The sequence below is a fragment of the uncultured Lactobacillus sp. genome, assembly GCF_947367125.1.
Lineage (GTDB): Bacteria > Bacillota > Bacilli > Lactobacillales > Lactobacillaceae > Lactobacillus.
Genome location: NZ_CANBCQ010000003.1, coordinates 13,091 through 37,718, shown reverse-complemented (window position 1 = coordinate 37,718; position 24,628 = coordinate 13,091). Strand labels below are relative to the sequence as shown.

At 36.7% G+C, this 24,628-nt stretch carries 25 protein-coding genes, 1 tRNA gene and 1 pseudogene; 21 read left to right on the top strand and 6 right to left on the bottom strand.

All coding sequences use genetic code 11. From position 1 onward, the window contains the following. Positions 1–36: 36 nt before the first annotated feature. Positions 37–885, top strand: coding sequence for a patatin family protein (locus tag Q0Y84_RS01680; RefSeq protein ID WP_297950221.1), 849 nt, complete (start codon positions 37–39; stop codon positions 883–885). A 55-nt stretch (positions 886–940) separates the two neighbouring features. Here the strand turns inward: Q0Y84_RS01680 and Q0Y84_RS01675 are convergent, their stop codons facing one another. Next, the gene (locus Q0Y84_RS01675) at positions 941–1,747 is read right to left on the bottom strand and encodes a Cof-type HAD-IIB family hydrolase (RefSeq protein WP_297950219.1); all 807 of its coding nucleotides are present in this window, start codon (positions 1,745–1,747) and stop codon (positions 941–943) included. A 609-nt stretch (positions 1,748–2,356) separates the two neighbouring features. On the opposite strand from Q0Y84_RS01675, the gene Q0Y84_RS01670 reads away from it, so the two are divergent. The 8 genes from Q0Y84_RS01670 (at position 2,357) to hpt (ending at position 9,357) form a co-directional block, all read left to right on the top strand. After that, complete coding sequence (locus Q0Y84_RS01670) at positions 2,357–4,237, top strand: alpha-glucoside-specific PTS transporter subunit IIBC (protein ID WP_297950217.1); 1,881 nt, start codon at positions 2,357–2,359, stop codon at positions 4,235–4,237. Positions 4,238–4,297: 60 nt separating this feature from the next. Continuing rightward, positions 4,298–5,107 carry a MurR/RpiR family transcriptional regulator gene (locus Q0Y84_RS01665; RefSeq protein ID WP_297950215.1) on the top strand — a complete coding sequence of 270 codons (810 nt, stop codon included), beginning with the start codon at positions 4,298–4,300 and terminating at the stop codon, positions 5,105–5,107. Beyond that, entirely contained in the window at positions 5,094–5,591 is a 498-nt protein-coding gene (locus Q0Y84_RS01660) for a hypothetical protein (protein WP_297950213.1), read from the top strand. Before Q0Y84_RS01665 ends, Q0Y84_RS01660 begins: the two co-directional genes overlap by 14 nt. 20 nt (positions 5,592–5,611) lie before the next feature. Continuing rightward, positions 5,612–6,097, top strand: coding sequence for a PTS glucose transporter subunit IIA (locus Q0Y84_RS01655; RefSeq protein ID WP_297950211.1), 486 nt, complete (start codon positions 5,612–5,614; stop codon positions 6,095–6,097). Positions 6,098–6,214: 117 nt separating this feature from the next. Further along, complete coding sequence (locus Q0Y84_RS01650; RefSeq protein WP_297950210.1) at positions 6,215–6,493, top strand: hypothetical protein; 279 nt, start codon at positions 6,215–6,217, stop codon at positions 6,491–6,493. 72 nt (positions 6,494–6,565) lie between these two features. Further along, entirely contained in the window at positions 6,566–7,222 is a 657-nt protein-coding gene (locus tag Q0Y84_RS01645) for a nitroreductase (RefSeq protein WP_297950208.1), read from the top strand. A gap of 101 nt (positions 7,223–7,323) precedes the next feature. Then, positions 7,324–8,667: a hemolysin family protein gene (locus Q0Y84_RS01640; RefSeq protein WP_297950205.1), complete on the top strand. Its 1,344-nt coding sequence runs from the start codon at positions 7,324–7,326 to the stop codon at positions 8,665–8,667. A gap of 120 nt (positions 8,668–8,787) precedes the next feature. Continuing rightward, positions 8,788–9,357, top strand: coding sequence for a hypoxanthine phosphoribosyltransferase (hpt, locus tag Q0Y84_RS01635; protein WP_297950203.1), 570 nt, complete (start codon positions 8,788–8,790; stop codon positions 9,355–9,357). Between the two features lie 24 nt (positions 9,358–9,381). Here the strand turns inward: hpt and Q0Y84_RS01630 are convergent, their stop codons facing one another. Beyond that, positions 9,382–10,689 (bottom strand): amino acid permease, encoded by a 1,308-nt coding sequence (locus Q0Y84_RS01630; RefSeq protein ID WP_297950200.1) that lies wholly within the window; start codon positions 10,687–10,689, stop codon positions 9,382–9,384. A 108-nt stretch (positions 10,690–10,797) separates the two neighbouring features. Here Q0Y84_RS01630 and Q0Y84_RS01625 point away from each other — a divergent pair. The 4 genes and pseudogenes from Q0Y84_RS01625 (at position 10,798) to Q0Y84_RS01610 (ending at position 14,182) form a co-directional block, all read left to right on the top strand. Continuing rightward, positions 10,798–11,500, top strand: a pseudogene (locus Q0Y84_RS01625) (GH25 family lysozyme). Next, positions 11,500–12,735 carry a DEAD/DEAH box helicase gene (locus tag Q0Y84_RS01620; protein WP_297950198.1) on the top strand — a complete coding sequence of 412 codons (1,236 nt, stop codon included), beginning with the start codon at positions 11,500–11,502 and terminating at the stop codon, positions 12,733–12,735. Before Q0Y84_RS01625 ends, Q0Y84_RS01620 begins: the two are co-directional and overlap by 1 nt. Next, a complete protein-coding gene (locus Q0Y84_RS01615; RefSeq protein WP_297950196.1) occupies positions 12,732–14,060 on the top strand; it encodes a PTS transporter subunit EIIC in 1,329 nt (442 codons plus the stop codon). Before Q0Y84_RS01620 ends, Q0Y84_RS01615 begins: the two co-directional genes overlap by 4 nt. Before the next feature lie 49 nt (positions 14,061–14,109). Beyond that, a tRNA-Arg gene (locus tag Q0Y84_RS01610) sits at positions 14,110–14,182 on the top strand. A gap of 46 nt (positions 14,183–14,228) precedes the next feature. Here Q0Y84_RS01610 and Q0Y84_RS01605 read toward each other — a convergent pair. Continuing rightward, a complete protein-coding gene (locus tag Q0Y84_RS01605) occupies positions 14,229–14,417 on the bottom strand; it encodes a hypothetical protein (protein WP_297950340.1) in 189 nt (62 codons plus the stop codon). 106 nt (positions 14,418–14,523) lie between these two features. Between Q0Y84_RS01605 and wecB the strand changes: the two genes are divergently transcribed. Further along, on the top strand, positions 14,524–15,666 hold the full coding sequence (gene wecB, locus Q0Y84_RS01600) for a UDP-N-acetylglucosamine 2-epimerase (non-hydrolyzing) (protein WP_297950194.1): 1,143 nt from the start codon (positions 14,524–14,526) through the stop codon (positions 15,664–15,666). A gap of 14 nt (positions 15,667–15,680) precedes the next feature. Here wecB and Q0Y84_RS01595 read toward each other — a convergent pair whose 3' ends face one another. After that, on the bottom strand, positions 15,681–16,208 hold the full coding sequence (locus tag Q0Y84_RS01595; RefSeq protein ID WP_297950192.1) for a GtrA family protein: 528 nt from the start codon (positions 16,206–16,208) through the stop codon (positions 15,681–15,683). After that, a complete protein-coding gene (locus tag Q0Y84_RS01590) occupies positions 16,201–16,647 on the bottom strand; it encodes a flavodoxin (protein WP_297950190.1) in 447 nt (148 codons plus the stop codon). The genes Q0Y84_RS01595 and Q0Y84_RS01590 overlap by 8 nt, the downstream gene beginning before the upstream one ends. Before the next feature lie 213 nt (positions 16,648–16,860). On the opposite strand from Q0Y84_RS01590, the gene map reads away from it, so the two are divergent. From map to Q0Y84_RS01560, 6 genes are all read left to right on the top strand, one after another. Continuing rightward, the gene (gene map, locus Q0Y84_RS01585) at positions 16,861–17,688 is read left to right on the top strand and encodes a type I methionyl aminopeptidase (RefSeq protein ID WP_297950188.1); all 828 of its coding nucleotides are present in this window, start codon (positions 16,861–16,863) and stop codon (positions 17,686–17,688) included. An 8-nt stretch (positions 17,689–17,696) separates the two neighbouring features. Then, entirely contained in the window at positions 17,697–18,617 is a 921-nt protein-coding gene (locus tag Q0Y84_RS01580) for a YihY/virulence factor BrkB family protein (RefSeq protein WP_297950186.1), read from the top strand. Between the two features lie 63 nt (positions 18,618–18,680). Further along, positions 18,681–19,583 carry a UTP--glucose-1-phosphate uridylyltransferase GalU gene (gene galU / locus Q0Y84_RS01575; protein WP_297950184.1) on the top strand — a complete coding sequence of 301 codons (903 nt, stop codon included), beginning with the start codon at positions 18,681–18,683 and terminating at the stop codon, positions 19,581–19,583. Between the two features lie 116 nt (positions 19,584–19,699). After that, on the top strand, positions 19,700–20,863 hold the full coding sequence (locus tag Q0Y84_RS01570) for a thiolase family protein (RefSeq protein ID WP_297950182.1): 1,164 nt from the start codon (positions 19,700–19,702) through the stop codon (positions 20,861–20,863). Continuing rightward, a complete protein-coding gene (locus tag Q0Y84_RS01565; protein WP_297950180.1) occupies positions 20,860–22,071 on the top strand; it encodes a hydroxymethylglutaryl-CoA reductase, degradative in 1,212 nt (403 codons plus the stop codon). Before Q0Y84_RS01570 ends, Q0Y84_RS01565 begins: the two co-directional genes overlap by 4 nt. After that, positions 22,071–23,234, top strand: a complete 1,164-nt coding sequence (locus Q0Y84_RS01560; RefSeq protein WP_297950178.1) for a hydroxymethylglutaryl-CoA synthase — start codon at positions 22,071–22,073, stop codon at positions 23,232–23,234. The genes Q0Y84_RS01565 and Q0Y84_RS01560 overlap by 1 nt, the downstream gene beginning before the upstream one ends. A gap of 27 nt (positions 23,235–23,261) precedes the next feature. Here Q0Y84_RS01560 and Q0Y84_RS01555 read toward each other — a convergent pair whose 3' ends face one another. Further along, a complete protein-coding gene (locus Q0Y84_RS01555) occupies positions 23,262–23,546 on the bottom strand; it encodes a hypothetical protein (protein ID WP_297950176.1) in 285 nt (94 codons plus the stop codon). A gap of 93 nt (positions 23,547–23,639) precedes the next feature. Between Q0Y84_RS01555 and Q0Y84_RS01550 the strand changes: the two genes are divergently transcribed. Next, positions 23,640–24,560, top strand: a complete 921-nt coding sequence (locus tag Q0Y84_RS01550) for an alpha/beta hydrolase (RefSeq protein WP_297950174.1) — start codon at positions 23,640–23,642, stop codon at positions 24,558–24,560. The last annotated feature ends 68 nt before the right edge of the window (positions 24,561–24,628 follow it).

Here is a 24,628-nt window from a genome sequence, read left to right as displayed (position 1 = left end):
GTGAAAAGCATAGGTCTTTTTTTGATGGAGGAAAATATGAAAAGTGGCTTGGTACTTGAAGGCGGTGCGATGCGTGGATTGTTTACAGCGGGCGTACTTGATGTCTTTTTAGAAAATGGTGTAACTTTTGATTTAGCAATTGGCGTTTCAGCCGGTGCTGCCTTTGGTGTAAACTTGAAGTCGGAGCAAAAGGGAAGAGTATTGCGCTACAACATGCGGTTTGCAGGGAAACCATATTATGCCAGTTGGAAGTCATGGCGGCGCTCTGGCAATTTGTATGCTGCTAACTTTTGTTACCATATTTTGCCTGATAAGTTGGATGTTTTTGATAAAGAAAAATTTATGAACAATCCGATGGAATTCTGGTGTGTGACAACCGATGCGGCAACAGGTGAGCCAGTTTATCATCAATTGCATGATGCAGGTTATGCCGATTTAGAATGGATCAGAGCGTCATCGTCGATTCCATTTTTTGCTCATCCAGTGGCAATTCGTGGACATTACTATTTTGATGGTGGTGTATCTGATTCGATTCCGTATGATTTTTTGAAGCAGAAAAATTGTGCTAAAAAAGTAGTCATTACGACACAGCCAAAAGCTTACCGCAAGAAGCAGAGTAAACTTTATCCACTAGAGAAAGTGTTTTTGCGTGAATATCCAGCAGTACTAGAGAAGTTATCCACAAGAGCTGAAGATTATAACGCAGTACTTGACCAAATGGAGAAGGATGAAAAAGCTGGCAAGGCGTTTGTTATTCGTCCACCGTTTTCGCTTGAAATTGGCACTTTGGAAACTGATAAAAAAGAAATACAACGGGTGTATGAGGTCGGACGAGTTGAAGCGGAGAAAGTTTTGCCATCTTTGCGGGAATATTTGAATAAATAATAAAACAAGTATCTAGGAAAGATTAATCATTTCTCAGATACTTGTTTTAGGTTGTTTATAAAAATTTTTCAAAAGCATTGCTGATGCCATCTTCATCATTAGAAGTGGTAACATAATCAGCATGTTTTTTTGCTTCTTCAGAGCCATTTCCCATGCAAACAGCTGTCCCAGCAAAGTTAAACATGGTAATATCATTTCTTTCGTCTCCAATTGCCATGACCTCTTCTGGAGTAATGCCAAGTTTTTCAGTTAATCCCTTTAATCCGTTTCCTTTATTAATATTAGGGTGAAGTAGTTCTAAGAAACAATCATCAGCACGAACAATATACAGCTCTTGCCCAAATTCTTGTCTAATTTTATCTTCCCATTGGTCTAGCAGTTCAGCTTTAGTGGCGAAGCATCCCTTAGCCACTTCAAAATCAGCAGGAAGTTCATCTGGCTCACGAATATATAATGTTGCAGAATTTTCATAAGCCTGGGTGTAGACCATTAAATCTACATCGTGGTCACCTGTAATAATTTTAGAATCAGGAGAGACGACGTTGAACGGAATGTGATGCTTTTTGCCAAACTCATACATCTTACGATAAAGCAGATTAGAAACAAGATCCTCGGTCATGGTCTTGCCGTCAGCCGTTCTAGTAATTGCTCCGTTAAGGGTAATCGCGTATTGATCAGATCCTATAATTCCCAATTCGTTCATAAAATGCTTTAATCCTGCAATCGGGCGTCCTGAACATAATGCAACTTTTATTCCTTGATCTAAAGCTGCTTTGACAGCTTTTTTTGTACTAGTCAAGATCTGGCCTTTTGAATTAAGTAAAGTACCGTCAGTATCAAGCGCTATGAATTTGATTGCCATAAAAATTCCTCCTTATATATTAAATATTATCATTGATTATACCGGATCTAGGTTCAGTTTAGTAAGATGAACTGGTCATAATTGAAATATCAACAGGTGACATAATTGTTTCGTTTCACGAAATGAAATATATTGCAGTTGATTTTATGTATATAAATAGTGAAAATCGATAGTAAATTTCTTGACAAACTATTTTCGCATGTAAAGCATTTTGTTGAACATAGACCGTAAAAGGACCGATAAAGGATATATAAATTGGTATATACAGTATTAACCGCCTGAAATAAATTTCATGAAATGAAATATTCTCTTAACTTTATGAAATGATAAGTCATCATTTTTAAAAACGCTTACATAAGCTTGAAACTATGATATAAATAAAATGTAAGCTAGCTACTAGGATAGAGATAAATTCAGAACTTGATATCAGCTGAATGTTCTATCTTAAAACATTTTTGAGGAGTAAATGTTTGTGCAAGTCACGAATAGAAAAGTCAATTGGATAAACACCTTATAATTGACTGGATCTGATGAAATAAAAGATATAGATGTAGGTGTGACGTAAGAATAAGTTATTGATTTAATTTTTTTCTTCAGAGGTAAACGATTATGATGCAGAAAATACAGCGATTTGGGGCCGCAATGTTTGTCCCAGTTATGCTGTTCTCATTTGCGGGTATTGTTGTAGCTCTAGGGAGCTTGTTCAATAACCCAACATTATTTGGCTCAATAGCTAATCCAGGCACTACTTGGAACTCTGTGTGGGATACTATCTCAGCCGGTGGTTGGACGGTCTTCAACCAAGAAGGTATTTTGTTCACAGTAGGTTTGCCTATCGGTTTGGCTAATAAGGCTAGAGGTAGAGCAGCGATGGAAGCCGTAATTAGTTACTTGACTTTCAACTACTTTGTCGGTGCAATTCTTAACCACTGGGGTGCTGCTTTTGGCATTCCTAACTTTGATAAGATTCAAATCGTAGCCAACGCTACTAACCATGGTTTGACTAACATTGCTGGTATTAAGACTCTTGATACTAGTATCTTAGGTGCATTGGTTATTGCTCTTATCGTAGTTTGGATTCACAATAAGTACTTTGATAAAAAGTTGCCTGAATGGCTTGGTACATTCCAAGGTTCAACTTATGTATACTTCCTTTCATTCTTTGCAATGATTCCATTAGCAGTCATTACTTGTTGGGGCTGGCCAAAGGTCCAAATGGGAATCATCGGTATGCAACACTTCATCGTTGATTCAGGATTCATCGGTATTTGGATTTACCAATTCTTGAACCGTGTCTTGATTCCTACTGGTTTGCACCACTTGGTATATATTCCATTCCAATTTGGTCCAGCTGTTGTTGCTGGTGGTTTGCAACCATACTGGTTGAAGCACTTAAGCGAATACGCTGCAAGTACTAAGCCACTTTCACAAATCGCTTCTGTTGAAGGATTCCAACTTTACGGTAATGAAAAGATCTTCTTAGTACCATTTATCTGTCTTGCCTTTTACGCAACTGCTAAGAAGAATAAGAAAAAGCAAACTTCTGCTTTGCTTATCCCAGCTGCATTGACTTCAGTTTTTGCAGGTGTTACTGAACCTATCGACTTTACTTATTTGTTTGCTGCTCCGGTTCTTTGGGTAGTTTACTCAGTAATGTCAGCTACGATGAACACAGTTATGTGGCTTTTCGGTTTGAGAGGCTTCATGTCAGATGGTGCGATCGGTATTGCATCAATGAACTGGATTCCACTTTGGCAAAACCACTGGAAAGTTTACGTAATGGAATTTATCGTTGGTATTATCTTCGGTATCATTACTTACTTTGTCTTCAAGATCATGATCGAGAAGTTTAATTACATTACTCCAGGTCGTGAAGCAGATGATCAAGATGTTCACCTTCTTTCTAAGAAAGAATACAAGGCTAAGAAGGCTGCAGAAGCTGCTGGTAAGGATGCTAACGACCCTTACATTGCAAGAGCTACTGCTTACCTAGAATTATTGGGCGGTGCTTCAAACATTACTGAATTGTCATCATGTGCTACTAGATTGCGTGTATCTGTTGCTGATCCAAATAAGGTGGCTTCAGACGCAGCATTTAAGGCAAACAAGGCCGTTAATGTTGTTCACCATGGTAAAGCAATCCAAGTTATCGTTGGTTTGGATGTTCCTCAAGTTCTTGATGAAATGAATACGTTGATGAAGGAACAAGGAACTGAAGCTAAAGTTTCAAATGAACCAGATAATCCTTATATTGAAAAAGCTACTGCTATCGTTGACTTGCTTGGTGGCGATGCTAATATCCAAGATGTGATTGCTTGCTCAACTAGAGTAAGAACCCATGTCGTTGATCCAAAAAAGGTTGCTCCAGATTCAGAATTCAAGAAGATTGCAGATTCTTATGAAGTACAACATAAAGATAACAATGAAATTGACATCGTTATCGGATTGGATGCCGATCAAGTTGTTGATCAAATGAAACAATTGCTATAATTTGAAAGCGCTTGTGTTATTATTAATATATAAATTATAATGTGATAAGGACACAGGTATATGGCAAATTTGAGATCAATGGTCTATGACAATCGTTATAAGTTGAATGATTCTGAAAAGCAGATAATTCAATATGTTCTAAATAATCCGAAAGACTGTAGCAAGTTAAGTTTGGCTAAATTAGCTAAAAAACTTTATGTATCCGAATCAGCAATTTTTCGATTGTGCAAAAAATTAGGGTTAAGTGGCTACAGTGAACTTAAATTTGATTTGGTTGAATTGGCTGAATCAAAACAAAAACCGATCAAAATTGAAAATAATTTTGCGCGGGAACTCAGTAAAGTGAATTTAGATGTATTAAAGTATTTCAAGCAACATGATTTTAATAATTTATATCGTGATCTGAATAATGCAGGTACAATTTACATTTATTCTACTGGTTGGCAACAAGAGTTGATCGCTCAATATTTAGCTCATGAGTTATTTGTTGTTGGTAAGCATGCAACTGTGTTACCATCGGCATTGGATGAGTTAAAAGCAGCAGGTCGTTTTGCTAAAAAAGGTGATGTTTTGTTCATTATTTCCTTTACAGGCGATAATAAGACAATCAATGAAGAAATCACTAAGCTTGAATTAGTGAATGATAAATTTAAATATGTTTCATTCACTAACTTAAAGCAAAATAAATTAGCTTCGTTAGTGCAGCATAATATTTATTTTCCAACAATTGCTTTTACTGATGATGCTGACTTTAAGAGTGGCAAGGTTGCCTTTACCCCAGCGTATTTCTTAATTGATTTGGTAATTAGTGAATATGTAGCTTGGCAACAGAGCCAAGGAGAGGATGTAGAAATCAATGTGGGCAGTTAGTAAACGAAAAGTAGGCGACTTTATCGATCGAATAACCGAAAACATGCACCTAGATACCAAAAAAATCTTAACTTGGTATTCATACGTACTTTTCATTGCACCACTATTGTTTTGGGCAATGATTGCACTGCGAAGTGGTGCTTCTGGTCAATCGATTAGAATGATGATTATGAAGCAACCAATGATTGCGATTAGTACAATTGTTGCTATCGTTGACTTCATACTAGGCTACTACATGTTGTTAAATCGTAAACAATTTTTAGTTAATCGTCAGACTTATCGCTTCTTGATGGTTAGTCAGATGATCAGTCAGCTTTTGGTTGGCAACTTGCTGTGTGTCGTACTAGCTATCTTAGGCTTTTATCGAGCAAAGTCTTTAAAGAAGACTCAAGATAGTGTGAGTCGAGTAGTTGTTGCAATTTCACTTACTGCAGCAGTATTATTACTCGGAAGCTTTATGTTGATATTGTTACTTGAATTTTAGAAATCCAGAGGTTATTAATTATGTTTAATTTCTTTAAGAAAAAGAATAAGGGAATTGAAGTAGATGCTGTTGTTGATGGTGATATTATGCCAATTACTGATGTAAAAGATGATGTCTTTTCAACTAAGATGTTAGGTGATGGCTATGCTATTAAGCCTAAAGATAATCATATTTATGCTCCAATTGATGGCACTATTTCTACACTTTTTCCAACTAAACATGCTATTGGCATTAAGACTGAACAAGGCTTAGAGGTTTTGATTCACTTAGGTCTTGATACTGTGGAATTAAAAGGTGCTCCGTTTACAGTAGATGTTAAGCAAGGCGATAAAGTTGAAAAAGGCCAACCCTTAGCCACAATGGATTTCCAAATGATTCTAGATAAGGGTTACGATGACAGTTGTATTGTTGTTTATACCAACATGGACCTGATCAAGTCAGTCACGCCAATTGAAAAAGGCGACGTAAAACATGCTCAAAAAGTACAAACTATTGAACTTAAATAATCAATTTTTCCCTCTCTCATATAAAATTTAGTGATTATTTTAATAGTTTTAAGCTTAGCTTCTGCAGTGAAGCTAAGCTTTTTTTGGTAGAATATTAATTAAGAAAGAAGGGTATTTATGAAAAGATATCGACCGAATACTAAAGCTGTTGTTGTGGGCATTATTTTGATGCTAATCGGGATTTGCTGTTGGGTAGTTAAGGCATCATTTATTCCTAATGGTGCAGATTTTTTATTTCCACTAGGCCTACTTATAATTTGTATTGGTGGATTGACCCTGACCATTACTGCATTTATTGCTATGCGCAAAAATGACTTGGCAATGAGCGCTTATTTAAAAAAGCAGACAGCGGAAAAGAAAAAACAAGAAAAGGCAAAAAAGTTGAACAATAATTAAGCTTTTTTAGCAGTTTTTAACTATAATTAAATATAGGATGTTATTATTTTGGATAAAGGACTGAAAATAGAAATGAATTTTAAAGATGTTTATGAAAACGAGCACGTAACTCGTAAGTTTACAAATCGAAAATTACAAGAAAAAACTATTGCTGAAATCATTAAAAAGGCACAACAGTCACCTTCATTGCTCAATTCTCAGCCATGGCGTGCTTATGTTTTGATGGGGGATGCATTAAATGAATTTAAGGCGGCTTCATTAGATAAAGTTAATAATAAAGAAGCTGCTCACGAAGATTTTGCTTCAATGCTATCTTTAGATTGGGATACTTTTCCTAGTCGCAATATGGTTACGATGGGTGCATCGCAAAGCTTTTTCTTTAGAAATAAATTGCAATTATTCAATGACGCTAATAAGACAATGTTTAATGCGCCTGTAATTGTCTTTTTAACTGTTCCTAAGAAGTCACCAGCTTGGTCTGTTTTTGATTTAGGAATTTTTGCACAAAGTATCATGCTTTTGGCAATTAATCGTGGGTTAGGTGTTATGCCAGCTCACTCAATGGTTTCATATCCAGAATTAGTAAGAAAGTATGCTAGAATTCCTGAAGATGAAGCTGTAGGAATGGCGATCGCACTAGGATACGTTGATAAAAATGCTGAAATTAATGATCCAAAATACATTCCAAAACGAGTTCCATTTGCTGAGATTTACAAAGTAACTGAATAAATTGCTTAAACCTACAATACCTTGTGTAAAACTACACTATTTTAAGTAATAAATGGTAAAATAGGCTTTAGTAATATATTTGTAAAAAAGGTGATAATACTTTGAGTCCAGCTCAAATAGCAACTAATTTAGTTGCAACATTATTAATTTTTGTCGTTGCATCATTCTTTGTTGCTGCGGAATTCGCGTTAGTGCAAACAAGACCAAGTCAGCTTGAAGATATGTTGGCTAAGGGTCAGGGAAATAAAAAGAAATTGCGTCGTGCTTTACATATGACGCATAACCTAAATGAGTATTTGTCAACTACTCAGGTTGGGACTACTTTAGTTGGGGTAGTCTTAGGCTGGTTCTCAGCTGATACGTTTGCTACCATTTTGGAAGATCTTTTTCATCTAACACCGATGAATGAATCACTCATTAAGTCGGTAAGTGCGATCTTAGGCGTGGTTTTGCTAACTTATTTGGAAGTTGTCCTAACTGAAGTTGTGCCTAAAAATATCGCAATTGATAAGCCAGTACAAATGATGATGGGAATTGTGACTCTACTTCATATCTTTCATACGATAGTTTATCCGTTTGTTTGGCTATTAAATACTAGTTCAAATGGTATTTTGAAGCTGATGGGCTTTGATCCAGCAGATGAAGAAAATGAAGTTTATTCACAATCTGAAATCATAAAATTATCACGTAACGCGGTTCATGGCGGTTCACTTGATAAAGAAGACTTGACTTATATGGAAAGAGCCTTCGAATTGAACGATAAAGTTGCCAAAGATATCATGACTGACCGTACAAGATTGTCGGTTCTTGATTCAACTGATACGATTGAATATGCACTCAAGAAGTATCTTGAAGAAGGTTACAGCCGTTTTCCAGTTGTTCGTGACAATGATAAAGATGATGTAGTTGGTTACGTTTATGCTTATGATATAGTCCAACAAAGCCAAGTTGATGGGCATGTACCTGTAACCAGAATTATTAGAACGATTATTACGGTGCCTGAATCAATGCCAATCCAAGATATCTTACATTTGATGATCTCTAAGCATACGCCAATTGTGTTGGTAGTTGATGAATATGGTGGTACTAGTGGAATCGTAACTGATAAGGATATTTATGAAGAGCTCTTCGGTTCTGTTAAAGATGAAATTGATGATGTTTCTGATGATTACATCATTAAAGACAAAGAAGGAAATGTTCATGTTTCAGGTAAGACTACCTTGTACGATTTTGAACGTTTCTTCCATACTGATTTAAAAGCTTTTCAAGATAGTGATATTATTACTATCGGTGGCTATATGATGGAACATTATCCTAACTTAAAGAAGGGCGAAGCTGTAGAGCTTGAAGGATATAAATTTACCTTGGACAGTATCGAGCAAGGATTTATGCGTTGGTTTATTGTTGAACCAATTAAAGATAAAGAAAAAAAGAAGATCAATTAAAGAAATAGAAAGATTGATTAAGCAGAGAAAGCGCCGAAAGTGACGCTTTTTTTGCTTAAAAATGATATAATTTTGGTTATTAGGATTATAAATGTGTAAATGAATTGAAGGGTAGATTAAATGGCAAAAGGCGACAATATTGACCAAATTATAGATCACAAATTATTCACAGAAGATGACATTCATGAAATGTGCGTTCGTTTAGGAAAACAATTAAGTGAAGACTATGTTGGTAAAAAGCCGGTAGTTGTCGGCGCTTTAAAGGGTGCAATTTATTTCTTGACTGATTTAACTAGACAAATGGACGTTGCACATCAATTAGATTTCCTTGATGTTTCTAGTTATGGTGATGGCTTTGAATCAACTGGCAAGGTTAGAGTAGTATCAGACCTAGTAACTGATGTGAAAGATCGCGATGTTTTAATTGTGGAAGATATCGTTGACACAGGCTTAACTTTGAAGTTTATGAAAGAACATATTATGGCACGCGGTGCAAAGAGTGTTAAGTGTTGTGCGATGCTTAATAAAGAAGCAAGAAGAACTACTGACGTTGAACTAGAATATTATGGTTCAAAGGTTGGCAATGAATTTGTAGTAGGTTACGGCTTGGACTTCTTGAATATGTATCGTAACCTTCCTTACGTTGGCGTATTAAAGCCAGAAGTTATTCAACATTATGCTAATAAATAGTAAACGAATAAAGACGAGTGTTGGTCACTCGTCTTTATTTTGCTTTTGCATGTAATAATAAATTGGTAATCCTAACAGAGTCAAGGCAATACCGACGGATGAAAGGATAAATTGGTTAATAATTGTTGAAACCACAATAAAGATTCCACCAATAATCGAAATAAGTGGAATAATTGGATACCATGGCACTTTGAAAGGTCGTTTTAATTCAGGTTCACGCTTGCGCAAAATAATTACTGCAATTGACAACATTGTGTTAAAGGTCCACATGACGAAAACCAACATGTCAGTTAAGACGGTAAAGTTCCCTAGCAGGATCATGATGATCGCAATTGCATCGACAATGATTGCACCGATTACGGGGACACCGGTATGAATATTAGCCTTGCCAATTTTATTTGAAAATGGCAAAAGATTATCTTGAGCCAAAATATAGGGCGTGCGCATCCCCGTTAGCATGAAGGCATTAACTGCTCCATAAACTGAAATTAAAATGCCGATAGTTATCAGTTTTCCGCCAAATTGACCAAATAATTTGATCGAAGCCTCAAAAGCCGCATTATTATTGTTAACCAATTGGCCTAAGGGTAAAATGGTCATAAAAGTATAATTGATTAGCACATAGATTAAAGTGATTAACGACAAGCCAACAATGATTGCTCGTGAAAGATCCTTTTCCGGATTTTTAACCTCGTTTGCTAAATTAGTTACGACAATCCATCCTTCAAAGGCAAATAGGGCAGATAACAAGCCTTGACTAATTGCGTTTGGAAAAGAATGTCCTGCTCCTACAGTTAGCGGAAAAATAGGCGCTGGAATTTTAGCGGAATTGAACATTCCCCAAATGATAATGAGGGCAATCGGAATAATTTTCAAAATTGTAATAACCGATTGCATTTTGCTAGAAAATTTAGTCCCGATTAGATTGATTCCTAAAAGAAATAAAACCAGCAAAATCGCAATTAAATTAGCATATTTTGCCTTGATTCCAAACAAAGAAACAAATTGGACGCCAAAAATCGAACTTAATGCCCCAATTTGCGCAGGAAAATAGACAATCATTTGTGCCCAACCAAAAAGAAAGCCCCAAACGCGGCCATAAGTATAGTCGAGATACTTGATTGCACCATTGATTTTTAAACTAGCTGCGATTTCAGAAACAGTCAGTCCGGATGCAATTGAAATGAGTCCAGCTAAAATCCATACAAACAGGGTCATTGAAGTGCTGCCTGTTTGTGCAGTAATTGTGCCAATCTTGAAAAAGACGCCGGCTCCGATGACAGAACCAACGACAGTGGCCAATGCTTGGCCGAATGAGATTTGTCGTTTCATATTTATTTGTTGCCCTTCGTTTACATTATTTAAATTTTAGCACATTCACTGGAAATGTTTGTATTGATAGGCTTTTCGGTTAAAATAATTAAGGGAGGAATTTGGTCAATGAAAAGATTTCGACATAAATATACTTTGCCAGCAATTTTAACTTTATTGATTCTGGCGATTGCATTTCTTTTGGTTGGCTTTTTCAATTTTAAACGGCAAACAACTTTACCGCCAGACGCTAATTCAAGCGCAATTGGGATTGAGCTGAATCAAGATATTGATTATGTTGATTTGCATAAATTACAATCCAATGGCGTTTCCTTTATATATTTGAAAGCAACTCAAGGACGATCATATTTTGATGAAAATTATTTATCTTATCGTGATCAGGTTTTGGGGACTAAGCTGGCTTTTGGTAGTGAAGTTTATTACAGCAATGAATCAACCCCGATGCAGCATTACCGTTACTTTTTCAAACAAGTTGGTCAAAATACTGGGACTTTGCCGGTCTTAGTTGTGCCAGCAGTAACGACTCGTTCTCCGAAGTATTTGCAGTCAATGGCACGTTTTGCCGCTATGCTACAGGCAAGTGGAAAAAAGGTAATGGTTAAACTTGATCATAAGTATCAGGGGTATTTTAATTCACAAACGCTGTTCATGTCATCAGGAAATAAGGCACCAAATAAAATATTCTTTTTGGTGCTATACTACTAACGGACGCGTAAAGAATGTTAATGGCTTAGACAGCCATGTAACAATGTATGCGTATAACGGAACCGTTGGTCAATATAAACAAAAATATGGGCAATTAACACAATAATGTATCAAGAAAAAATCAAACAAGTTTTAATTAAAGAGCATAAAGAAAAGCCGACTTTAATTCAAAAAGAAAGTTATGATGCTATTCGCAATGGCGCTAGCTTAGTAGGCTTAGCCAAAACTGGAACTGGTAAAACTTTAGCTTATGCTATTCCCAGTTTGGAAAGAGCTAACCAAGGCGATGCCAATAGCGTAGTTATTATTGCACCGACAACTGAATTAGCGGTTCAGATTCGTCATGCAATTAATCCTTATATACATGCTTTAGGTTTAAAAGGCGTGAGTTTAGTTGGTGCGGGAAATCGCAAAAGACAAGAAGATAATTTGAAAAAGAAGCATCCTGAGGTAGTTGTGGCGACACCGGGTCGTTTTTTTGATTTCTTCTCAAGTGGTCGAATTAAAGTAGGGCAGATCAAGACATTGATTATTGATGAGGCGGATGATATTTTAGAGTTTACCAAGATGGAATTACTATCATCTTTAGGGCAAAATCTTGGTTCTGATAGTCAGATTTTGCTATTTGGGGCAACTGACTCTGAAATTACGCGGGATGCCGAAACAGTTTTTAATCGGAATTTCTTATTAATTGATGTGAGAAATGAGCAGGAATCAACTACCAAGCACTATTTCTTACAAGTGGATAACCAACATAAAATTGAATTTTTGCAGCGAATGACTAAGTTAGATCACTTTAAAGGAATTTTGTTCTTTGATTCAAATAAAACGATGATGCGTTTTGCAGGAATTTTTGGCCACACTAAAACTAAATTTGAACTATTGGCTAATGAATTTGGTAAAGAGCGCCGTGAAAAAGCCTTAAATGATTTGGCTACAGGTAAAACTAAGCTGCTTTTGGCAACTGATTTAGCGGCACGTGGTTTGGATATTCCTGGTGTTACTTATGTCATTAACTTTGATATTCCAAGTGAAACCAACACTTATATGCACCGGGCCGGTAGAACTGGACGGATGAATGCGGAAGGATATGTAGTAACTTTAGGTGATGACCATGATCTGCGTGATTTGAAAAAATTATTGGCAGATCAACTTAAGGTAGAGCGCGTTTATTTTGCTGGTTATCATTTAACTACTAAAAAGCCCAAGACTAAGAAAGAAAAAGAACAAACGCAAGAAAAAACAGTTAAGCAGACTGTTAAAAAGAATAAAATTAAAAAGCGAAAGAAACGTAATAAGAACAAGGGATATCATCCACATTACTTGAAAGGAAAGAAATGATTCGTTTAGTTAGGTGGCTAGAGGACTATGTTTTGCCAATAGCCAGTAGATTAGGTCAAGTAAGATGGCTAGTTGCTTTGCGGGATGCATTTGTCTCCTTGATGCCGATTACAATGGCAGGTTCATTAGCTGTTTTAATTAAAAGCTTAGTCGAAGCAGCACGTGACCATTTGGGCTGGCATACCTTTGCTTTTGCGATGCAGCCATTAGTTGCGATCAGCAACTTAGTTTGGCGCGGGACATTTTCATTGTTTGCTTTCTTTTTAGCATTAGCGCTAGGATACCAACTGGCAAAGGCTTTTGAGGGAAATAGATTAGCTGCTGCAATTGTGTCACTGTCGTCTTTTGCATTAAGCATTGCTAATGTGGCTAAAATTAAATTCCACGGTGATAATGTTACGCTGCATAATGCATTTGATATTAGCCAGTTTTCTACCACCGGTTTATTTACGGCTATTTTATTTGGCTCATTGGGTTTTGCCATTTATTATGCTTGTTATAAAGCTAGAATTATGTTGCATGTAACATCGAATCTGCCGCATGCAGAACAGGCTGCTTTTGATTCACTGTTGCCAGCAATGATTGCAATTTTTGGAGTAAGTGGGGTTAATTATTTATTCCAAAGCCTAACTGGAAAATATTTTGGCAATTGGCTATTAACCACAATTCAAACGCCATTAATAAAATGGGGCCAAGGCTTTGGCACAGTAATTGTGATCACCTTGTTAATTCAGCTTTGTTGGTTCTTTGGTCTTAATGGCTTAGGCGTGCTATCACCAATTCTTGATTCAATTTGGCTAACAGCGCAAAATGACAATATCACAGCAATTAGTAACGGGCACATTCCACCATATGTGTGGGTACGAGGCTCATTTGATATTTTTGCATGGTTTGGTGGTGCGGGCGGAACTTTAATGTTGGTTGTGGCAATTTTGATGTTTTCTAAACGTAGTGATTACCGCACAATTGCTAAGATTTCATTAGCACCGGGAATTTTTAACATTGGTGAACCTATTCTTTTTGGCTTGCCGGTAGTGTTGAATCCCGTTTACTTGATTCCGTTTGTATTAGCGCCACTAGTGAATGTAGCTTTTTCATATTGGGTCAGCGTAATGGGATTGGTTAATCCTGTTCAGGTAGCAGTTCCCAGCATTATGCCACCAATAATTAATTCATTTTTGGCCTGCAATTATGATTGGCGGGCAATTGTATTAAGTATTTTAAATATGATTATCGCCTTGTTGATTTGGATGCCGTTTGTTAAAGCAGCCGATAAAATTGCCGATACTAACCAATCAAAAACATTTTTTAATCCACAATTCTAAAAAAAGATTAACTATTGCCACTTTTTTTGGTAAAGTTAATCTTAGGTTTGACCCCGTAGTTCATCTGGATAGAACAATGGTCTCCTAAACCGTAGAGGTGAGTTCGAATCTCACCGGGGTCATGATATGCAAATAATAAAAAAGAGAAGGCCAATGACCTTCTCTTTTTTATCCCAATGGATGGAGCATAATTGCAGTAATTAAGCCCCAAACTAAGAAAACACAGATTAGTGCAGTATAAAGCAAGTATTTTCTCGATTTAGCAGGTCTATTTTTGTCCATGCCAAAAACAAGGCAAAACGTCCCAATCAAAATAATTAGACCAGTTGTAATTAATAATAGTAATGATGAGTTCAATGCATCGACCAACTTTCAATATAATACTTCCATTAAAACACAGAAAGCGGGTGCAAGATAGTCTAAAATCAGGTATAGTAAAATAAGTTAAGCGGAGGATTTTTTAATGAAGAAAATTAAGGTAATGACTGTTTTTGGAACGCGTCCAGAAGCAATCAAAATGGCACCACTTGTTTTGAAATTAAAAAAAGACGACCGTTTTGAAGAAGTGACGGTCGTTAGTGCACAACACCGTGAGATGTTGGATCAAGTACTAGATATTTTTAAAATTAAGCCAGATTATGACTTTAATATTATGCATCAAAATCAAACTTTGGCAGAAATTACTTCTAAGGTAACGATTGATTTATCCAAGGTAATTAAGAAAGAACAGCCTGATATCGTTTTGGTTCATGGTGATACGACGACTAGTTTTGCGGCATCATTGGCTACTTTTTATGAGCAGACTACCTTAGGTCACGTAGAAGCTGGGTTGCGAACTTGGAATAAGTACTCGCCATATCCAGAAGAAATGAATCGGCAAATGACTGATGATTTGGCTGATTTGTATTTTGCTCCGACTGAATTAAGTAAGGCAAACTTGCTTAAGGAAAATCACCGGCCTGATTTTATTTTTGTTACTGGTAATACGGCAATTGATGCCTTAAAGCAAACCGTGCAAAAAGATTATCATCATGAAGTAATGGATGCAATTACTCCTGGTAATAAGGTGATTTTGGTAACGATGCACCGCCGAGAAAATCAAGGCGAGCCAATGCGCCGCGTCTTTAAGGTAATGCGGCAAGTAATTGACTCTCATCCCGATGTGGAAATTATTTATCCCGTTCATCTTTCACCTAGAGTACAGAATGTAGCAAATGAAGTACTTGGTGGTGATCCTAGAATCCATTTGATCGAGCCACTTGATGTAGTAGATTTTCATAATTTAGCTAAACGTTCTTACTTTATTATGACTGATTCGGGTGGTGTTCAAGAAGAAGCACCTAGTCTAGGTAAACCGGTTTTAGTTTTACGTGATACAACAGAACGTCCAGAAGGCGTAAAAGCTGGCACCTTGAAGTTGGTGGGAACCGAAGTTGATAAGGTCCGCGAAGAAATGCTTGCTTTGTTAGAAGATAAAGCTGAGTATGAGCGGATGGCTAATGCTAAGAATCCATATGGCGATGGCCATGCAGCTGATCGAATTATGGATGATATTTATTACTACTTTAATCAAGCTAGCGAGAGCAAACCGAAAGATTTTGAATAAAAAAGAGAAGCAGCTTAATTTTTACTGCTTCTTTTATTTTTTTGTTCTTGAATACGCATTTTAGCGCGTTCAATCATGGTATGTTCTTGCTTTTGAAAGACTGATCTGGTAGTTAGGTAGTTAAAGATACCAACTAAAACTTGATCGATAATTTTGACTAAGAGGGCATTTAAATGTAGCCAAGATAGACCAACCAACATAATCAATGTATCAGGAATTAAACTGATCACGCGGTAAGTGAAAAATACGACTAATTTATGCCAAGTGCTGTGTTCATGATCAACGTTATTGATAAAAACAGCTTTTTGATTAAACCAAAAAGATGCTAAGTTGGAAACGATGAAGGCAATCGTGTTAGAAATTACCATTACGTTGTGCCACCATGAATGCAAAATCATAAAAACTAAGGTATTGATTAATGCAGCCACAAAGCCGAAAATCATATAAACCCATAGATTACGGTGGCGTTTAATTAATTTTTGACCTAAGCGTCGTATTTGAGCTTGATCAGCCATCGTGACTTCTTTTTTATTATTAGCCATTTAACTTATCAGCCATTTCATTTGCAGCTTGGTCAATTGCATCAATCGCATCATCGTCTGGTGCATTTTCAATTGTAACTGGTTTAGTAATTTCAATTGCACCACAAGCTTTAAATGCTTTTTCATAGTCAAAGACATTTTCACAAAAGTGTTTGCCGTAAGTCTTATCGCCAGAGCCCAATACGGCAAAATGCTTGCCAGTTAAGTCTAAATCCTTTAGTTCACCGTAAAAATCAGCTAATTCGTCGGTCATTGTGCCTTCACCATAAGTGTAGGTGATAAAGATGCAAAGATCACTATCTAAGTAATCGCTAGCATCAGTAAAACCAACATCGCTCGTTTCTACGTCAAAGCCATAGTCTTGGAGATCTTCTTCTAAAATATCAGCCATATCTTCGTCATTACCAGTCATGCTGGCATAAACAATTCTTGCTTTCATGATTTTTCATACCTTTCACTGCATTATACGACACCTTATTATACATGAATCTAGTGTAAAGGCGCTTAGTTTTAGGAAACTTTAAAAAATTTCTTTAACTGGTAAATAGAATAAATAGTAAGTTTGATCTAATCTTTTAAAAGTAATTGTTAAAACGGTATAATAGAAATATCTGAAATTAAATAAAAAATTTATCAAAAAAGGAGAAAGATTTTGATTACAATTAAATCAATTCGTGAACTTAAAGGGATGCAAGCTTCAGGACATCTTCTTGCAACGATGTTTGAAGGTTTGCGTGACGTAATTAAGCCTGGAATTTCTACTTGGGAAATTGAAGAATTCTGCCAAGACTTTGTCAAGAGTCGCGGCGGCCGTCTTTCAGAACAAGGCTTTGAAGGCTACAAGTATGGTACTTGTATTTCAGTCAATGATGAAATTGCCCACCAAACACCAAGAAAAGATCGCATTTTAAAAGAAGGCGACATTGTTAAGGTTGATGTAACTTGCAACTTAAATGGTTATGAATCAGATTCATGCACTACTTATCCAGTAGGTGAAATTTCAGAAGCTGATAAAAAATTAATCGAAGTTACCAAAAAAGCAATGTATCTCGGCATTGATCAAGCTGTTTTAGGTAACAGAATTGGTGATATTGGTGCTGCTATTCAACATTATGTTGAAGATGAAAATCATTATGGTGATGTGCGTGAATTAATTGGTCACGGAATTCAACCATCAATTCACGAAGATCCAGAAGTACCTCACTGGGGCAAGGCTGGTCATGGTCTTCGCTTACGTGAAGGGATGACTATTACTTGTGAACCAATGGTTGAAGCTGGTGGCGACTGGCATATTGATCAAAGAACTGTTGATGATCCAAATGATGACTGGGTATACTATGCTACTCCAGATGGTTCAAATGCGGCTCAATTTGAACACACCTTTGCTATTACTAAGGATGGTCCTAAGATTTTGACCTTGCAACGTCCATATGATGGTTTAGAAAAATACATCCCTCATTTTGATGAGATGGATGACTAGGCTAATGGATGAAAAAAGGTCAGGCAAACCAAATTGGTTTTAAAATAGGACAATTTTTTCTCACCTTGCGGACAATTTTGTCACAAGGCGAGATTTTTGCTAGTTCGATCATTATTGCCTACTATATCCTATTTTCGATTTTTCCAATGATTATTATTATCGGAAATATTTTGCCATTATTTCAGATTGATATAGCGCCAATTGCGGAATATATAAATTTAGTTTTTCCGGACCAGGTTTCTAAATTTATTATGCCGATTATTAATTCACTATTGAAGACGACTTCGACAGGGTATATTTCTTTTGGTATTATCTTTGCCGTTTGGTCCTTGTCTAACTTAGTAAATGCAATTAGATTAGGCGAGAATCGTCTTTATGGGGTTCACCAAGTAGAATTGAAATTATCAATGCTTAATTTTATTTGGACGCGTGCCATTACTTTTATTTTTACCGGTTTAATGATTTTTGTTTTTACGCTGATCTGTTTGACACTGGTTTTTGGGCAACAATTGCTTAACTTTTTCGGTCCAATTTTTCATTTACCACTTAATGAGATAAGCAAGATTTTTAGCTATCGCTATCCAGTGATAATTTTGGTGATGGTGCTTATTTTATGGTATTTGAATTATGTTTTGCCTAATATTAAGCTAAAAAAAAGGGTGATTTGGCCAGGCGTATTCGTAACTGTAATTGGCTGGTTAGCACTTTCAGTTTTATTTAGCTTTTATTTGCATCATTTTCCAATTACTTGGGAAAATTATGGAATTGTAGGTACTTTTATTATCTTTATGTTATGGTTGAATATCGGCGCGGTTCTGCTTTTATTGGGTGTTGGTGTTAATGCAACAATTGTCCGTAATCGTGTAGGTCAAGTTGAATATTCAGCTGGTCGAATTGGTGGCTACATCCAGGAAAAAAGGCGAAAATAAAGTAGTTAAATGAATTAAAATTAGCTATAATTATTCGTAAATAGTAAAAGAAAGTGTGTTTGTATGAAAGTAAGAAAAGCTGTTATTCCCGCAGCCGGATTGGGTACTCGTTTCTTACCTGCAACTAAGGCTTTACCTAAGGAAATGTTACCAATTGTAGATAAACCAACTATCCAGTTTATCGTTGAAGAAGCAAAGAAGTCAGGAATTGAAGATATTTTGATCGTAATTGGCAAGAATAAACGACCAATTGAAGATCACTTTGATTCTAATCCAGAACTTGAACAAGATTTGGAAGAAAAGGGCAAAAAAGAACTGCTTCGCTTAACTGAAGGAATTACTGATTTGGGAGTTAATTTGTATTACACTCGTCAGCCCCACCCAGCTGGTTTAGGGGATGCAATTTTCCGTGCTCGCAGTTTCGTTGGTGATGAACCATTTGTAGTAATGTTGGGCGATGACTTGATGGATGACAAAGTTCCATTGACTAAGCAATTAATCGATCGCTATAACAAGACGCATGCTTCAACGATTGCAGTTATGCCGGTGCCACATGAAGAAGTTTCAAAATATGGTGTTATTGAACCAGAAAATGAAATTATGCCTGGTTTAATCAATGTTAAATCATTTGTGGAAAAGCCGGATATTGATAAGGCACCTAGTGATTATGCAATTATCGGTCGTTACTTGTTAACACCAGAGATTTTTGATATTTTGGCTAACCAAAAGCCAGGTCGTGGCGGTGAAATTCAATTAACTGATGCAATTGATACGATGAATAAGACCCAACGTGTCTTTGCTCATGTCTTTAAGGGTGAACGTCATGACGTTGGTAACAAGGAAGGCTATCTTGAGACTTCAATTGAATATGGCTTAAAGCACCCTGAAATCAAAGAAGAATTGCGTGCTTATATTATGCAATTGGGCAAAAAATTTGAAGCAGAAGAGAAGAAGAACAATAAATAATTCTTATTCATGCTGGAAAGGACTACGCGATAGCGTAGTCCTTTTTATGTTTTTCTTAATATTTTTTTGCTATGATCATACTTGTTAAAAAATACACATTTATGGAGAGAAAAAATATGAAGGACATTTATATTGTTGCAGCCAAGAGAACACCTTTTGGCAAGTACCGTGGTTTTTTTAAGGATGTTTCGGCAATTGATTTGGGAATAATGGCCTTAAAAGGAACGATGAAGGCGGGAAATATTAAGCCGGGTGATGTTCAAGCGCTTTTTATGGGAAATGTGATGGCGACTGGCTTAGGTGAAAATATGGCTCGCCAAGTTGCCTTATCTTCAGGGATGAATGAAGATTCAAATGCTGTTACAGTTAATGAGGTTTGTGGCTCTAGCCTTAAGGCTTTGCGGCTAGCTCAAGGACAAATGGAAATGGGCGATTATGACCTAGTTGCTGTAGGTGGCAGTGAAAGTATGACTAATGCCCCTTACTTTGTAAGTAAAGAGAATAAAGATAATCCAGCTGATCATTTGGTAAGTACAATGCTTAATGATGGATTAATGGATGCTTTTTCTGGTGAGCACATGGGGATTACTGCTGAAAATGTTGCTGAGAAATACGATGTTAGCCGCCAAGAAATGGATGCATTTGCTTTACATTCTCATCAAAAGGCAGCTGCAGCAGTTGAGGATGGCTTCTTTGATCGAGAAATTCTTGATGTGGAGCTTGATGGTCAAAGTTTAGATCATGATGAGCCAATTCGACCAGATACATCTTTAGAAGCACTAAGCAAGTTGAAGCCAGTTTTTAAAGCAGATGGTCAAGTAACTGCTGGAACATCATCTCCTTTGACAGATGGAGCAAGTATGCTGATTTTAGCTACTAAAGAAAAAGTGGCAGAATTAAATTTAACGCCAATTGCTAAGCTAGGTGCATTTGCGGAAGCTGGCTTTGATCCAGCGTTAATGGGTTATACGCCTTATTATGCAGTTAAAAAATTGCTAAAAAAGACTGATCGTACTTTTGCTGATTATGATATTGTGGAACTAAATGAAGCTTTTGCTGCTCAAAGTGTTGCAGTAGCGCGTGATTTACAAATTCCAGATGATATACTTAATATCATGGGTGGAGCAATTGCCTTAGGCCATCCTTTGGGAGCAACCGGTACACGGTTAGTAGCTAGTGCAATTAGTGGTCTAAAGCATAGAGCAGGCAAGCGTGCCTTAGTTACCTTGTGTATTGGTGGTGGGCAAGCAATTGCTTATGAAATCGAGAATGTGGAATGAAATTTTATCAATTAAAACCAGAAGCTAGGCGCAAGCTATTACAAGATGAAGGGATTGCCTTAGAACAAATTGATGACGCAGTTTTAAAAAGATTAGATGAATTAAGTGAAAATGTTATCGGACAATTACGTCTGCCTTTAGGGATAGTTCAGAACTTAGAAGTTAATGGGCAAAAATATTTAGTACCAATGGCAGTGGAAGAACCTTCTGTGGTTGCGGCCGCCAATCATGGAGCCAATATTTTTGCTAAAAATGGCGGTGTGATTGCTCAAAGCAAGCGGCAAGGAATTTATGGTCAAATTGTTTTACAGGTAAATAATTCTTTTTCATTGCAGCAGTTAGAACAAAAATTTCCTGAATTAATTAAGTTAGCTAATCAAAAATTTGATAGTTTAGTGCGTCATGGTGGTGGTACCAAAGAAATTACTGCTGTGCAGAAGGAAAATCTGCTTTATTTAAAGGTCTTAGTTGATCCAGCTGAAGCAATGGGAGCCAATAAAACCAACTCAATTCTAGAATTCTTAGCTGCCAAGTTAGAGAATTATGCTGGAATTGAGCAAAAATTGTTTGCTATTTTGTCCAATTATCCAAGTCAATTAACTACGGCAAAAGTAAAAATTGATCCAAAGACAATTGGTGGAATTCAGATTGCCCAGCGAATCGCTTTGTTAGGACAAATCGGCATTGATGATCCTTACCGTGCAGTGACTAATAATAAAGGAATCATGAATGGTGCTGATGCGGCTTTATTAGCAACTGGGAATGACTATCGCGCAATTGAAGCGGCAACTGCAGTATTAGCTAGTCAAGATGGACAATATCGCAGCCTATCAAAATGGACGATGAGTGACGGCTATTTACTAGGAGAATTGACCTTGCCAATGGCTATCGGGGTTGTTGGTGGTTCAATTAAAGCACGCCGTGATGTGCAACAGAGTTTTGCAATTCTGGGTCAAAAAATTACTAGTAAGACTTTAGCAGAGATTATTGTTAGTGTGGCTTTAGCCAATAATTTAGCGGCTTTACTAGCGATTTCAACAGTTGGTATTCAAGCTGGTCATATGAAATTGCAGGCACGAAATATTGCGGCTGCTTTGACTAATGATGAAAAAGAACAGAAGCAGCTTTTAAAGGCAATGATCAATGAAAAGAATTATTCTGAAAGTCATGCTAAAGAACTGTTAAAAAAAATAAGAGAGGAAAACTAATGCAAGTAGGTATCGATAAAATCGGGCTTTTTACGCCAAATAAGTATGTTGATATGGTCGATTTGGCTAATGCGCGTAAGCAAGACCCTAATAAATTTTTAGTTGGAATTGGCCAAAGAGAAATGAGTATTGCGGATATTACGCAAGATGCAGTCTCAATGGGAATCAATGCAACCTTAAAGTTCATTGATAAGATTGACAAAGATAAGGTCGGATTATTGATTTTCGGAACTGAGAGCAGTATTGATCAATCAAAATCAGCTTCTTTATTTGTAAAAACGGCCTTGCAGTTAAAGCCAGAGGTTAGAACCTTTGAAGTTAAGGAAGCTTGTTTTGGATTAACTGCAGCCTTGATGATGGCGCGTGACTTTGTTCGAGTACATCCTGACCAAACTGCAATTGTGATTGGGAGTGATATTGCTCGTTACGGGGTAAATACAGCTGGTGAAGTTACGCAAGGTGCTGGTAGTGTAGCTATGCTGATTAAGGCAGAGCCAAGCATTTTAGCTTTGAATGATGGACATGCAGCTTATAGCGAGGATATTAATGACTTTTGGCGACCAAATGATTCTCGTCTAGCTTTGGTAGATGGTAAGTACTCCACCCAAGTTTATTTAGACTTCTTTAAGAAGACTTTTACTGACTATAAGAAGCAAAAGGGCTTAAAGACCAGCGACTTTGATGCAATTACTTATCACTTACCATTTACCAAGATGGGCTTAAAGGCTAATAATCTTGCGATTGAAGGGCAAGATCAAGCAACAATGATTAAACTAGAACGCAGTTTTGCGGCTTCTAAGCAATTATCAAGTCGAGTAGGTAATATCTACACTGCTTCACTTTATATGAGTTTACTTAGTTTACTTGAAAATGCTGATTTACCTGCAGATTCCTTGGTTGGTCTATTTTCATATGGTTCAGGTGCAATGGCTGAATTTTATAGTGGTAAATTGGTTGCTGGTTATGAAAAGCAAATTGATCCTGCAGCTGACCAGGCAATGTTGGATCGTCGCAAGAAATTAACTGTTACACAATATGAGGATGTCTTCAATACTGCTTTGCTTGATCCTGAAGATGGTCGAGAATTAACTAGTGATGATGAAGCAGGAACCTGGTATTTTGCAGGGACTAAGAAGCATATTCGCCAATATCGTCAAAAATAATAAAAAAGAGCTGAAATGCTCTTTTTTTCATATCAAAATAACTTGATTTGTATCTTCATGAATTTGTAAACCAAAAATGGGGTATTCTTGTTGGTCGATTACCATTAATAAAGGGATGCCCCGTCCACGCATCCGGCCGACTAATTTAATTAGTTTTTGTTTAGTCATTGCTTTTTGACCGGGATAAAGAAGGCATTTGCCGTCAGTGATGGTTAATTTGCTCCACATGAGTAGTTGATCATCATGTTTTAAGTAAAAAGAAGTATTTAAATTTAGGTCATCAATTAATTGAAGTAAGTCTGTTAAACGCATTTTTCAGTATAATTAAGTTAAAATTGAATAAATTTTTGTTACTTTAATTATAAAATGAAAAATAAGATAGTTGTATTTGAAAGTGTTGAAATCATGAAAAAGAAACTTTTATTGTCTTCAGCTTTAATTGCTGGAGCAGGGATGCTGGCAGCAGGAGAATACTTTTTTAAGATGGCCATGACGCCATTTAACAAAAAGCTTGATTCTAAAAAATTATCTGGTAAGGATCCACTTTACCGTGATAAAGTTTGGTTTAAGGATTTTCCCAAGAAAAAATTAACTTTACAAAGTAATAATGGGTTGATCCTGTTTGCTCAATATCTTGATCATCAGGCTAAAAAGACCGTGATTCTCTTGCACGGCTTCATGAGTGATGGTGATAGTATGGCCGGTTTTGCCAAAATGTTTTATGATTTTGGCTATAATGTTTTACTCCCAGATGCTCGCGCGCAAGGCCGCAGTGAAGGCAAGTATATCGGCTATGGTTGGGTAGAAAAAGACGATATTTTACGCTGGATTTATCAGATAATTGAGCAGAATGGAGAAGACAGCAAAATTGTCATTATGGGTCAAAGTATGGGCGGCGCAACCGCGATGATGGTTAGTGGTTTGCTTCTTCCGCCACAAGTAAAGGCCTTTATTGAAGATTGCGGCTATTCGACTGTAAAGGAAGAAATTGAATATCAGGCCCAAAATCTTTTTCATATGAAGGCTTTTCCGCGTTTTCCGATAATTGATATTGTTAGCGGAATTAATAAAGTTAAGAATGGTTTTTATCTTAAAAATGCTTCTGCCGTTGCACAATTAAAGAAAAATACACGACCATTTTTGTTTATTCATGGAGGCAAGGATCATTTTGTACCGACTAAAATGGTCTGGGAAAATTATACGGCTACTACGGCACCAAAAAAAATCTGGCTGGCTCCGCTTGCTGGTCATGCATTGTCTTATCCAATGTATCCAGGACAATATCGCCAGCAAGTAAAAAGTTTTTTAGCCAAATATGTGAGTTAATTCTTGTAAACGGTTTCATCAGCGGATATAATGAATAGTGTGGAAGAGGTAGAAATTAAAGTTAACAA